The following is a 13,327-nucleotide window of genomic DNA, read 5'->3' on the forward strand; positions in this document are numbered from 1 at the left end:
AGATGAGTGAAGCCACCTTTAAAAAGCATTTAGCAGAATTGGATGGAGTTTTGAGTTTACTGCAGGGGGATATTGAATCCGGTCCTGATGATGTAGTGCAAGACTGGTATGATCAGACGCTGGATGTTATATATAAATATGAAGATGAGATTGATAGCAACCTGTACGTGCGTTTAGGTATGGACGAAGATTCCATTGAAGATGGGGAAATATTAGAAGATGAGAATGCGGAGGAACTGGAGACTGAAGAATATGAAGAGGAAATAGTTGATAGTTCTGATGAGCTTGACGAGGCAGCAGAAGAGGATGCTGCTGATGGCACAGCAGTTTTTCAAATTGAAGATATAGAGAATGCTAAAGCTATCACAATAAATATAAAACTTCCTAATCCTTGGTAAATATTTATTATAGATGACAAAGGGTAATTGGAGAGACGCGAACAATTTCATACATGAAAAAGCAAAGGCATCAGGTCAGCAACCCGGTGCCTTTGTTGTAAATGTATAGTTTAGGCTAAAAGAATATATAAAAAGCTATTTTTAGGTAAAAGTTAAAATCTCATGCTGGTGAAAGAAAATGTAATAAAAGATATTGCAAACCAGATATCGGTGAGCTAAGATATGTATTATAGTGGTAAATTTAATGAAATTTTGGATAAGAAAAGGGTTATTGAATCGCATCGGTAAGTTCGTTCAAAATCCTAAGAGTTATACGAAATTTCCCTTGCGGTTACTCAAAGAAGTTTTGATTTTTTATACATTTTGAAAGTTTAGAGGAGATGAAATTATGAAAGTAGCTAAAATTGGTGTTTTGTTCATTGTGAGTGCTATTCTATTTTTATGTTCGTGTTCATCAAATCAACATGATAGCTTAAATAATTTGGGGACTAAATACAACATTGAAAATAATAAAACCAAATTTGGAGTTTATTTATATGATTCAGTTGAAACATTAAGTAATGATGGGAAAGAAAGCAAGCTTAATGAGATACCTGTAATTTCAGAAAATAATATTAAAAGTTATAACTGGAAGACTCATGAAATAATTCTGAGTAATATTGAGAAACGTGATATTGATTTTCAAAATCAACTTGATGGAGGATGCAAGACTGTTGGTGGCAAGCCAAATGGAAGGTTTGCAGTTTTGGTCAATGGAGTAAAAAAATACGAGGGTGTTTTTCCGGCAGCAGCAGAAATGAGTTTTCAAGCTGAAGGGGAAACAGTTATGAGAGATACTGCTGAAGGCGTTAAAATTGAACTTTTTGGAATGGATAGAAAGGTTGATCCGCGCACGCAAAAGGATATTTATGATGTTTTAAAAAGCTTAGGCAAATTATCGGAATAATATTTTTGAGTTTGGCTTTGGAGAGAGGGAAACGTGCTCTGTAGCAATCTATTGATAGCTAATAAAGTTTCATTCTTGACAAAAAATAGAAATCATAATATAATTATAATATGATTAAATAGTCAGTCAATTAGGTGATGTGTTCATGGGACGAAATCTAGAAAAGAATATTCAAATAAAAGAAGAAAAAACTGAATTGATATTGAATGCAGCAGTTAAAACTTTTGCAGAGAAAGGATATGGTAGTACCAAAATAAGTGACATTGCAAAAGAAGCAGGAATAAGCCACGGCTTAGTTTATCAATACTTCACTTCAAAAGAAGAGATATTTAAAATACTCATCCAACGTTCTTTAGAAATTACCAAAAATACAGCGGAACAAAATTTCAGTATAAAAGGTACTCCAATAGAAAAAATTGAAGCTCATGTAGGTATGTATATCAATTTTTTAAGAGATCAAAGAGATAAGAATGAAAAACCATACTATTTTATGGTAATGCACCAAGCTATAAATTTTGAAGTTGTATCTGATGAAGTTAAAAAAATTGTAAATGATAATCCAAACCCATTATATAATCTTATAAGGCCATTAATAGTTGAAGGGCAGGAAATAGGTGAAATAGTTGAAGGGGATCCCGATATGCTAACGGAATTCCTTATGCAAATCATGCTTGGAATAGGTATTTCAAATAATACAGGCCAATATAGGGCACCTCTTCCCGATAAAAATCTGATAATGAGGATGTTAAGAAAATAAGTTTTTTTAAAACAAAAAATGACTGAAAAATCAGTCAATGTAGAGAGGAGAAATATTATGAAAGAATTGGTAGGTAAAATAGCTGTAGTTACAGGTGGAGCATCGGGAATAGGTAAAGGAATAGCAAAAAAACTTCTGGAAAATGGAGCGGAAGTTGTTATTGCTGATATTAACAAGGATAAACTAGAATATGCTAAGAAAGAGTTAGAGCAGAATGGAAAAAAAGTAATATGTAAGTTAGTTGATGTTACAAAAGAAGATGACCTAAAAAAATTGGCCGATGACACAATTGGACTTTATGGACAGGTTAACATTCTCTGCAATAATGCAGGAGTGGGTTATAGTTCGGGTTTTAGTTGGGAGAATACTGATGATGAATGGAACTGGATAATAAATACCAATCTGAAGAGTGTAATATATGGAATACGGACTTTTATTCCTATTATGCTGAAACAGGATAACGAGTGCCATATAATTAACACATCTTCGAATGCTGGAATCACAATTGGTGGTACAATGGCTATGTACAGTGTGACAAAACACGGAGTGGTTGCGTTATCGGAATCGTTATATAATGAGCTCAAATTAATAAATTCAAAAATAAATGTGAGTGTTTTATGTCCTGGTTTTGTGAGTTCGGATATATTAAACCCATTTATACCAGAGACGGTTGAAGCTAAATCAAGTCCTGTAATTAATGAGAATTCAGAACTTTTCTTCAAAGCTTTTTACAATGCTATAAATAATGGAGTAACAACCGATGAAATCGGAGAAAGTGTAGTTAATGCAATAAGAAACCAAATATTTTACATTTTATCAAGTGAGACTGACAAAAATCTTATAAGAGCACGCTTGAACAACATAATTGAAATCAAGAATCCTGATATTGTTGTTCCAGAAGAACTTTTACGTGAAATAGAAAAACTCACGCAGTTATAAATTGTAAAATGATGAGGGGTAAAGATAAAAAAGTAATAATTTAAAAATGTGGAGATTTATTATATGCTAGATGGTGGAACAAGTCTTATAAGATGAGGGTTCTGCGATGAGTGATGCGAATATGGGAGTGGGTTTATGAATACAAAAAAGAAAATGAAAATTGGAAAGAAAATCGTAATAAGTTTTGTTTCATTTCTGCTGATTATTATCTGTACATTTTTAATATACACCTCCAACTATTATCATGCTGATGATATTGCAATCAAGGAAGCAAGCATTGACGGAGATATAGATATATCGAATATAAAAGGAGCACTCATGTTTGATCCGGGTAACGCCGACACTGCAATGGTCTTTTATCCGGGCGGCAAGGTTGAATATACGGCTTACGAGCCACTGATGGTCAAAATTGCGCAGAAGGGCATCCTTTGTATCCTGCCCAAAATGCCGTTCAATTTGGCTGTATTTGACATAAATGCAGCTGATAAATATATTTCCGGAAATGCCAAAATACTGCATTGGTATATAGGTGGGCACTCGCTTGGAGGAAGTATGGCCGCAAGCTATGTCTCGAAAAACAGCGGAAAGGTTGAAGGATTGATTCTTATGGCGTCATACTCGACAGCTGATATTTCGTCCAGCAGCATGAGGGTGCTGAGTATGTACGGCAGTAAAGACGGGGTGCTGAATAAGGAAGCTTACCAGAAGAATAAAAGAAATCTGCCTTTGAATTTTACCGAGATAGTTGTTGAGGGTGGTAATCATGCAGGTTTTGGATGCTATGGACCACAACAAGGCGACGGGAAAGCAGACATTTCATATGAAAAGCAGCAAACGTATACCGCTCAAGTCGTTGCTGAATTTTGCCACACAGCAAATTTTAAAAGATAATATACTAAGTTGTTTTTATAATATACAAATGTGATATTATGGGAGAGTAGAGTGTGAAACAAAGCAGAAGAGATTATAAATGCAATTGAACAATACCAAAGAGATGAGGGGGCATATCCTGAAGATTTAACAAAATTGCAACCTAAATATATTTATGAACTAAAAACATTTATGCTTGATATGGTTGATGCAAATATTGAGTATGTTTTATATGATAATTGTGAGAACGAAACGTATCGTTTATTTTATTCTGCCCCATTTTTATTTTTTGAAAATAAAACAATGTATGACAGCCTAAGTAAAGAATGGAGTACACGAATGGATTAGTAATTCAATGAAATGTTAAATGAGTCAATTGAAAAGAGCAGAGAAATATCTGATAATATAAATAGTAACTTTGAGTAATTTTGGTGCAGCATCCATGCTACTCTGGCTTTGCTATATCTGATACTGTTAAGTTTATAAATTGTGATGTATCTACTATAGCTATGAATAAAACTTGTGGAATGGCTGCATTTTTATTGTCATCAGGTAATTAAGTATTGTGAAGATTGAATTATCCCATATCTGAATTAATACGTGAGCGCATTTATATATGAGAAGTTGCTAAAGTAATTGAAGATGACGATATAATTATTGAGTATATATTATTAAAAGTTTGAGGGTTAAGATTATGATAGAAAAGTACGACAAAATAATTATAGGCGCAGGTTTGTATGGGTTATATTCTGCCCTTTTTTGCGGACAAAAAGGACAACATGTGCTTGTGCTAGAATGCGACCCTACACCTTTTCGAAGAGCGACTTACATTAACCAGGCAAGGGTGCATCAGGGATATCATTATCCAAGATCAATATCTACTGCGATGAAGTCAGCTGGATATTTTGAAAGATTTAGTGAAGACTATGGATTTTGTATTAACAGAGAATTTAACAAAGTTTACGCCACATCAAGACAATATTCATGGTCGAATGGCGAACAATTTAAGAACTTTTGTAAAGCAGCAAAAATTCAATGTGAGGAATTGCATCCGAAAAGATTTTTTAAGAAGGGTATGTGTGATGGTGCGTTTCTTACTAAAGAATATACATATGATGCGACGATTTTGAAGGATTACTTCATAGGCAAATTATCTAGTATGAGTAATGTGAAAATCCAGTATGGAATCAATATACAAAGAGTAGAACAACAACCAAATTGCTACGTGATTCTAACAGATGATGGTAAAAATTATCAGACAGAATTCCTTTTGAATGCTACATATGCAGCGACTAATCAGATATTAGAAATGGTGGGTTTTGAAAAATTCAAAATAAAGTATGAACTATGTGAAATTATTTTATGTGATGTTAATGACAGATTGAAACAATATGGTTTTACCATAATGGACGGTCCTTTCTTTTCAATTATACCTTTTGGAAAAACGGGCTTACATTCTCTTACGTCTGTTACGTTTACGCCGCATACTACCAGCTCTGACGAACTCCCAACATTTGCATGTCAAAAAGAAAGCAATGGAAATTGTTCTACAAAACGCTTAGGAAACTGCAATGACTGTCCTGCAAAACCAGAAACTGCATTTCCCTATATGGCAAATCTAGCAAGAAAATATCTTAAAGATGAATATGGCTTTGAATATAGAAATTCTCTGTTTTCAATGAAGCCAATATTGATAAGCTCTGAAATAGATGATTCTAGACCTACAGTAATAAGAACATATTCTAAGAATCCTACTTTTGTAGGTGTTCTGTCGGGAAAAATTAATACAGTTTACGACTTAGACGAGGTGCTAGGTGATGAAAAATAAAGAGAAAAATTTTGTATCCGCTATTATATATGTACATAATAAAGAGAATAGAATCGAAAGATTTTTAAAAACTATCGTTTCTGTTTTAGAAGATAATTTCGAAAACTCTGAGATTATCTGTGTTAATGACAATTCTAATGATGAAAGCATACAGAAAATCAAAGCGGTGAGCGCACAGGCAAAGAGCACAAGTATATCAGTACTCAATATGAGTTATTTCCATGGCCTTGAAATGTCTATGAATGCAGGAATGGACTTAGCAATAGGGGATTTTGTGTTCGAGTTTGATTCCACAACAATGGACTATGATGTGGAAGAGATTATGAAAATATATAGACGTTCTCTTGAAGGCTATGACATTGTAAGTGCATCTCCAAATAAGAAAAAGAAAATTTCTTCTAGTATCTTTTATTTTGTATTTGATAAATTTACTGATCTTTCATATAAGATGACTACAGAAAGTTTTCGCATTTTAAGCCGCCGGGTGATCAATCGCATTAGCAGTATGAATAAGACAGTTCCATATAGGAAAGCAATTTATGCAAATTGTGGTTTAAAAACAGATAGTATTATTTATGAAGTAAAGAAGACCGATTCAACAGCTGATAAAAAAGAACATAAGTATAGAAGAGGATTGGCGACAGATTCATTAATTCTTTTTACGGATGTGGGATATAGATTTTCCACATTAATGACCTTTTTTATGATGCTTATGACAGTCTTTATGGTCATATATTCCCTGGTTATCTATTGCACAGGCACTCCGGTAGAAGGTTGGACAACTACAATTCTTTTCCTCTCAGTTGCATTCTTTGGTTTGTTTGCTATTTTGACTATTGTTATTAAATACCTGCAGCTTCTAATTGAACTGGTATTCAAGAGAAAAAGATATAGTTTTGAAAGCATTGAAAAATTAACGAAGTAGAGGAGAAAAAAGCATGAAGGCTTTAGTAGGATATACCGGCTTTGTGGGAAGCAATATATATGCAGAAGGAACATTTGACGTAGCATATAATTCAAAAAACATCGAAGAAGCTTATGGAACAAATCCGGACCTTTTAATATATGCAGGACTGCGGGCAGAAAAGTATCTAGCAAATAATGCACCCGAAAAAGATATGGAGTTAATTTTTCAGGCCGAAAAAAATATTGCTGCCATCAAGCCTAAGAAACTTGTGCTGATTTCAACAATAGATGTATTCAAATCTCCCAAAAATGTAGATGAAAATGCGGGTATTGATACAGAAAATTTGCATGCATATGGATACAACAGATATCAGTTAGAATGCTGGGTAAGGGAGAATTTCCCTGACGCATTGATTATTCGCTTACCAGGTCTTTTTGGAGCAAATCTAAAAAAGAATTTTATTTATGATTTTATCAATTTGATTCCTTTTATGTTGAAGAAGGAAAAGATGGATGAACTTTCTTTGAAAGATCCGGACTTGAAGCAATATTATCAATTGCAGGATAATGGCTTTTATAAAGTAAGAAATCTAGAGGATACGGATAAAGGAATGCTTAAAGAAAAGTTCAGACGCCTTGGGTTTAGTGCCTTGAATTTCACAGATAGTAGGAGCATTTATCAATTTTATCCGCTGAAACGTTTATGGAGCGACATTCATATTGCTATTGACCACGATATCAAATTATGGCATCCTGCTACAGAACCTATTTCGGCAGGAGAACTTTATAAGTATCTTACAGGTGAAGAATTTATAAATGAACTTCCAGGAATGCCTGCAGATTATGATTTCAGGACGGTATATGATGCGATATTTGGCGGGGGTAGTGGATATATCTGTAATAAGAAAGAGGTTCTAAGAAGAGTCAAGGAGTATGTGGAACAATGACTACTAATATGTTGAAAAAAATCAAAGAAAATGATTTTTCAAGGGGAATTTTTGAAGGAGATTAGTTGGATGAATTTATCAATATCTAATATTGCTTGGGAGTCGAAAGATGACTTACAGGTATATGATCTTATGAAGAAATATAAATATATTGGCCTTGAAATTGCTCCGACCAGAATATTTTCAGATGCACCTTACGAGAAGATTGCTGATGCTGTGACATGGAGTGAAAAGCTGAGGAAGGAATATGATTTTGTGATTTCTTCTATGCAGTCAATCTGGTATGGCCGTCACGAAAAACTGTTCGGCTCAGACGAAGAAAGAAAGACGCTTTTAGATTATACAAAGATGTCCATAGATTTTGCGGCGGCTGTAGGCTGTAAAAACCTTGTATTTGGATGCCCAAGAAATCGCAATTTACCGGAAGGGGCAAGTCAGGATATTGCTGTAGAGTTTTTTAAGGAATTAGGTGATTACGCGGCCCGCGTTGGAAACATCATAGGAATGGAGGCCAATCCCCCTATTTACAATACAAATTATATCAATGATACAACAGCTGCATTGGAGCTGATTCCACGTGTCAATTCAAAAGGTTTTCTGCTGAATTTAGATGTTGGAACTATGCTGCATAATAGAGAAAATGTATGCGAGCTTGTTGGACAAGTAAAGTATATCAATCATGTTCATATCAGTGAACCTGGGCTTAAGACTATTATAAAACATGATTTACATCAAAAACTAAAAGATATTTTATTGGGTGAAGACTATCAAGGCTTTATTTCAATTGAAATGAGCAGGACAGAAGATTTGAAAGCTTTGGAAGAAGTTATGAAGTATGTCCAGGAGGTTTTTGCAGGATGATTTATGAGAAACAACCGAAGCAAGGAAGGTAAATATGCAATGAGAGAGTCACTTCGGAAAAATATGGAGTACAAACAGATGGCCTGCTCTTGACCTAAAAGACTATCCTATTCTTATATTAATTTAATGTGTCCTGTTTATGCGCACTATTTTCATTCGTTACTTTTTTACCGTGCAGTAAATAATACAGTAAGATGCATACAAGAGCAATGGCTGATACAATAGTATACATCCCCCTATAACCGGTGTATGGAATAATAAATCCCACAGCCAAGGGGCCTATTCCCATCCCAATGTCACAAAGCATGTAATATGTCGAATTTGCCAACCCTAAACGATGGGGGGGAGTTACTTTTACCGCGATTGTCTGTGTGCTTGATGCAATGGCGCCGAATCCAAGGCCGACTAAAACTGCCGATAATAAAAGCATAAAGCCGTAATAGCTATGGCTGAACACGAACACACCTACTGAAAATACTATAATTGCAGGGTACATGATTGTATTTTCACCTTTGGAATCTATAAGCTTGCCAACCATTGGCCTCGAAATTAAAACGACAACAGCATAAACGATAAAAAAGAATCTGGCCGCATCCGCCAAATTGATTTCTTTAGCGTATACAGCAAGAAAAGACACAATGTTTGAATAACACATATATATCAGCAAACAAACGATTGAAATTGAGATAGCTTTTGGTTCGACAAAATTACTTATCCTGCCTCCAGGCATTCCGCTCTGTTGCACATGTTTGAATTCTTTTTTGCGCAGAGATAGAAATGGTACTATTAAAAGATTGATTACTGAAGCAATTGTACATGTGGCAAAAATCACGCTGTAACTTCCAAGCTGGCTTAAAAAAATGCCTAAAAAGGGGCCGATCGCCGTGGCAAGAATTTGGCTTAATGAGTAATACCCAATGCCTTCGCCTCTTCTTTCCTCCGGTATAATATCCGATACGATTGTAGCTGTTGACGTAGAGGTAATACCGAACGCTACGCCATGAAAAAATCGGATAATAAGCAGGCGCATAATGCTGTTAATTCCATAATAAGCGAGCGACATAACTAAACCTGCTATAACACCGATAAAAAGCATATTTTTATAACCGGTCCGTGCTATAAATCTCCCTGTGAACACACGCGAAATCAGAGCGCCGATTATAAATATGCTGGCGGCAAAACCAGCCGTGTTCGGCGATGAGTTAAATTTACTTATTGAATATTCAGAAGTAATTATCATTAACAAGTAAAAGTTCAACGCAACAAAGAAATTAACGCAGGCGCTTATTATAAATTCTTTCGTCCATAATTTTTGTTTGTCCATTATTGTAACCTCATCTGCAACTTGCCTATACCGCCAACTCATAAATAGCTGTAACTGCATTTTTATCTAAAGGCACATATCCACCTGTAGTTCCATCACCAATACCAAATTTATCCACGAGTGTGGGAATATCTTCTTTTCTTGCTCCTAGCTCTTTGAAATTAACAGGCATTCCTATGGAAGACAAAAAACTCTTAAAGGCATTAATTCCTTCCAATGCTGTTGCCTTTGGGTTCTCAAAGTCCATTTCGCAGCCGAATACTCTCACTGCCATCTGTGCAAACCGCATACAATCATGATGTTCCACTACATACGACATCCATGCGGGCATGATAACAGCAAGACCGGCACCATGTGCACAGTCGTATAAAGCAGACAATTCATGCTCAATACCATGGCTGTTCCAATCCTGCTCTCTTCCTACACCAACAATATTATTATGCGCAACCATTCCTGCCCACATAATGTTAGCACGTGCTCCATAATCATTTGGATCTTTTATTGCCTTTGGAGTTTCTTTTATCATTGTCATTAACACCGCTTCACATAAACGATCCGTAATCTCTACATCCTTTGTATTTGTAAAATAGCGCTCAAATACATGAGCCATAATATCGGTTGCACCACAAGCTGTCTGATAAGCTGGAAGAGTCATAGTAAGTTCGGGATTAAGAATTGAAAATTTAGGACGGAGACAATCTCCACCGGCACCTCTTTTTAGCATTCCATCCTCTTTTGTAATAACAGTATTCTCAGAACCTTCACTACCCGCTGCTGAAATAGTCAAAACTGTTCCTATTGGAAGTGCTTTCACAGGGCTTTTTCCACTAAAAAAGTCCCAAAAGTCTCCATCGTATACTATTCCCATAGCAATAGCCTTTGCAGAATCAATAACGCTTCCTCCGCCTACTGCCAAAATAAAATCTACCTGTTCCTTTTTGCACAGTGATATGCCTTCATACACCAATTCACTTCTCGGATTTGGTTTTACTCCACCCAACTCTACATATAGGATTCCTTCTTCGTCCAATGACTTTTTAACACGTTCAAGAAGCCCTGATTTTATTGCCGATTGACCGCCATAATGAATTAAAACTTTCTTTCCCCCGAATTTTGCAACGTATTTTCCCGTTTCCGTCTCTCTGCTTTTACCGAATACAAAATAAGTCGGACTACAAAAATCGAAATTATTCATGTCTTAATTCTCCTTTAATTTATTTTTATTTTCAACGATGATATATTTTGTTAAACTCTCTATTTATATATACACTTATTTTGATCGTAAACTTTTCTTAATATTATGCGATATTACCCATTATATAATATCTCAGCTAAGCTGCAAAGCTTGGAAGTGTGAAAATTGCTGTGATAAAGATGGATCTTGCTTAGTTTACAAAATTAAATAATGTTCCAAATGCATAAAGACTTATAGTTTTACAGAACATAGATTATCGCTAGAAATAGGAATTGGATTGGGAGGTGCTTTTTGAAAACATGGAAAAATGCTTTTCACCAACAATATGGACGGAAGATCAGCTCCCAGAATGTGCTAAGGGTTGCACTCGTTGTGAATTGTATAAACAGAGGACAAGGATTGTATGGGGGGAAGGCAACCCGAAGGCTGATATAGTTGTAATTTTAGACAATCCTGGTTGTAGGGAAGATAAAAATGGAAATGAACTTATTTGCGGTACGAGGCAGACCCTTCAGTTTGCTGCTAATTCTGTGGGTCTAAATGAGAAGGATTTATACATTACTTATATTTTAAAGTGCAGACCTGTACGAAAATATAATAAGGAAAATGCTCGAGAGACTTGCCTGGGGTATCTGTATCAACAATTACAAACAAACAACTTTAAAATTGCATTTTGTTTAGGGGATGTGGCAGTAAAAGCATTCTTTTCTGACCCTGAAAGGGACGTGAAAAGCACCAGAGGAATGTGGCATTATGTAAGAAATATACCCACCTATGTGAGTTACCACCCGCTCGCAATTAGAAGAAGGCCTAACCTTTATGGCATTTTTATTAATGATTGGGAGCAGGTTAATAAATTCTATATATTCCGATGACAGTGTAGCATGTATTAACACAAACGATAGAAGATTTACTCTTTTCAAAATCAGCGATAGTTTTACCTCCTAATGCTAAGACCTATTTTTATGGAGTATTTAAATACATGTTGACTTATTACGGTTTAGGTGCTAAACTGAAAATATGAATAATAATGAATATTTAATTGTTTTAGAACTTAGAAACCAAATTGCGAAGTTGGTTAATCAATACAACAAACTCGAAAAGATGCCTTTTGACACAGGATTGGGCGATTTCTTGTATCCCTCAGAGCTTAATATGATCGAAGCTATCCAATCTGGAAAGGGAAAAACCGTTACTGAGTTGTGTGAACACTTTGGAATAACTAAAGGAGCTGTATCCCAGACTATTTCAAAACTAATCAAAAGAGGTTATGTTAGTAAGGAAAGGAGTATACATAACAGGAAAGAAGTTTTGATAGAGTTGACTGAGAAGGGGAAAACTGCTTTCGATAGACATGAGGAGTTTCACAGGCAAATGGATGAGTCTATGACACAATTACTGCAAGGAATCCAAAAAGAAAAAATCGACAATTTCAAGCAGATGCTGGATTTAGTTATTAACCATATAGATAAGTATAGTAATCTCAAAGATAAACGTATTTAAATTTTTTTGTGCAATGGTTTAGGTGCTAAACCGATGGAGGTAATATGAAAAAAATTGATATGTTAGCTGATACACTAAAGGATCAAAGAAGTAAGAAGGTTGTTTTTGTGTCTCATTGCCTATTAAATGAAAACACAAGGTATTTGGGAGGTGCTTTTAGAAAGGGAGTAGTTACGGAGATAATAGAAAAACTCATAGAGGAAGAGGTGGGGATAATTCAAATGAAATGCCCAGAACAATGGGCATGGGGTGGTGTGCTAAAAAAGCTTTTATGGCTTTCATATTCTTCAGAGGGAACAATGCTTTATTCATTCAAACCAGTAGTTTTGAAGTTATTTATGATCTACACAAAAATAGTATATAAAAAGTTGGCACGTGAGGTTTTTGTAATGATTACTGATTATTTGAAATCAGGCTATAAAGTAGTAGGTATAATAGGGGTTGATGGCTCACCTACTTGTGGAGTGAATACAAAATTAGAAATGAAGAAATCCTTTGAGTATTTTGCACGACAAAAGATAGCTACTGGCAGGGATGAATTCAATGCTGGTTTATATAACGAATGTGCTGTTGATGGAAAGGGTATTTTCTTTGAAGAGCTTCAAAGAAGATTGGATTCGAAGGGCATCGTTTTACCAATCATTGCACATAGTCTAATAGTGGAAATGAAGGGTGAAAAAACTGTTATTAGGCATTTGCAAAATGACTTAAAAAATCAGATGTAAAAAGTTAGAAGAGATGTAAAATGGACTTTGATAACTTAAGAGGGATATATGTTAGTGATTTGACTGAAAAACCAGAACCTTGTTGATGAAATTACAGCACAAATAAGCTTATGTATAAGACATAAGTT

At 35.1% G+C, this 13,327-nt stretch carries 16 protein-coding genes; 14 read left to right on the top strand and 2 right to left on the bottom strand.

The features are described 5' to 3' along the window. Positions 1-2: 2 nt before the first annotated feature. The 11 genes from ACECE_RS0220800 to ACECE_RS0220845 all read left to right on the top strand — a co-directional run bounded on the left by ACECE_RS0220800 (position 3) and on the right by ACECE_RS0220845 (position 8,452). Complete coding sequence (locus ACECE_RS0220800; RefSeq protein ID WP_010250745.1) at positions 3-398, top strand: hypothetical protein; 396 nt, start codon at positions 3-5, stop codon at positions 396-398. Positions 399-786: 388 nt separating this feature from the next. Next, positions 787-1,344, top strand: a complete 558-nt coding sequence (locus ACECE_RS0220805; protein WP_010250746.1) for a hypothetical protein — start codon at positions 787-789, stop codon at positions 1,342-1,344. 145 nt (positions 1,345-1,489) lie between these two features. Further along, positions 1,490-2,101, top strand: a complete 612-nt coding sequence (locus ACECE_RS0220810) for a TetR/AcrR family transcriptional regulator (RefSeq protein ID WP_010250747.1) — start codon at positions 1,490-1,492, stop codon at positions 2,099-2,101. Positions 2,102-2,158: 57 nt separating this feature from the next. Continuing rightward, positions 2,159-3,040, top strand: a complete 882-nt coding sequence (locus ACECE_RS28415) for an SDR family NAD(P)-dependent oxidoreductase (RefSeq protein ID WP_010250748.1) — start codon at positions 2,159-2,161, stop codon at positions 3,038-3,040. Positions 3,041-3,175: 135 nt separating this feature from the next. Then, a complete protein-coding gene (locus tag ACECE_RS0220820; protein ID WP_010250749.1) occupies positions 3,176-3,931 on the top strand; it encodes an alpha/beta hydrolase in 756 nt (251 codons plus the stop codon). A 135-nt stretch (positions 3,932-4,066) separates the two neighbouring features. Next, a complete protein-coding gene (locus ACECE_RS32700; protein ID WP_010250751.1) occupies positions 4,067-4,258 on the top strand; it encodes a hypothetical protein in 192 nt (63 codons plus the stop codon). A gap of 83 nt (positions 4,259-4,341) precedes the next feature. Beyond that, complete coding sequence (locus ACECE_RS30375; RefSeq protein WP_235715989.1) at positions 4,342-4,470, top strand: ATP-dependent Clp protease proteolytic subunit; 129 nt, start codon at positions 4,342-4,344, stop codon at positions 4,468-4,470. Between the two features lie 134 nt (positions 4,471-4,604). Beyond that, complete coding sequence (locus tag ACECE_RS0220830) at positions 4,605-5,738, top strand: FAD-dependent oxidoreductase (RefSeq protein WP_010250753.1); 1,134 nt, start codon at positions 4,605-4,607, stop codon at positions 5,736-5,738. Further along, entirely contained in the window at positions 5,728-6,663 is a 936-nt protein-coding gene (locus ACECE_RS0220835) for a glycosyltransferase (RefSeq protein ID WP_010250755.1), read from the top strand. Before ACECE_RS0220830 ends, ACECE_RS0220835 begins: the two co-directional genes overlap by 11 nt. A gap of 13 nt (positions 6,664-6,676) precedes the next feature. Next, entirely contained in the window at positions 6,677-7,591 is a 915-nt protein-coding gene (locus ACECE_RS0220840; RefSeq protein WP_010250757.1) for a sugar nucleotide-binding protein, read from the top strand. Between the two features lie 69 nt (positions 7,592-7,660). Then, entirely contained in the window at positions 7,661-8,452 is a 792-nt protein-coding gene (locus ACECE_RS0220845; RefSeq protein ID WP_010250759.1) for a sugar phosphate isomerase/epimerase family protein, read from the top strand. Positions 8,453-8,570: 118 nt separating this feature from the next. Here ACECE_RS0220845 and ACECE_RS0220850 read toward each other — a convergent pair whose 3' ends face one another. Beyond that, positions 8,571-9,776 carry an MFS transporter gene (locus ACECE_RS0220850; RefSeq protein ID WP_010250760.1) on the bottom strand — a complete coding sequence of 402 codons (1,206 nt, stop codon included), beginning with the start codon at positions 9,774-9,776 and terminating at the stop codon, positions 8,571-8,573. Positions 9,777-9,801: 25 nt separating this feature from the next. After that, positions 9,802-10,971: an iron-containing alcohol dehydrogenase gene (locus ACECE_RS0220855; RefSeq protein WP_010250762.1), complete on the bottom strand. Its 1,170-nt coding sequence runs from the start codon at positions 10,969-10,971 to the stop codon at positions 9,802-9,804. Between the two features lie 299 nt (positions 10,972-11,270). Between ACECE_RS0220855 and ACECE_RS0220860 the strand changes: the two genes are divergently transcribed. From ACECE_RS0220860 to ACECE_RS0220870, 3 genes are all read left to right on the top strand, one after another. Further along, positions 11,271-11,846 carry a uracil-DNA glycosylase gene (locus tag ACECE_RS0220860; RefSeq protein WP_010250764.1) on the top strand — a complete coding sequence of 192 codons (576 nt, stop codon included), beginning with the start codon at positions 11,271-11,273 and terminating at the stop codon, positions 11,844-11,846. Positions 11,847-11,991: 145 nt separating this feature from the next. After that, positions 11,992-12,474: a MarR family winged helix-turn-helix transcriptional regulator gene (locus ACECE_RS0220865; RefSeq protein WP_010250766.1), complete on the top strand. Its 483-nt coding sequence runs from the start codon at positions 11,992-11,994 to the stop codon at positions 12,472-12,474. 44 nt (positions 12,475-12,518) lie between these two features. Beyond that, the gene (locus ACECE_RS0220870) at positions 12,519-13,199 is read left to right on the top strand and encodes a 2-thiouracil desulfurase family protein (RefSeq protein ID WP_010250769.1); all 681 of its coding nucleotides are present in this window, start codon (positions 12,519-12,521) and stop codon (positions 13,197-13,199) included. Positions 13,200-13,327 lie beyond the last annotated feature (128 nt).

This window comes from Acetivibrio cellulolyticus CD2 (assembly GCF_000179595.2).
GTDB classification, from domain to species: Bacteria; Bacillota; Clostridia; order Acetivibrionales; family Acetivibrionaceae; genus Acetivibrio; species Acetivibrio cellulolyticus.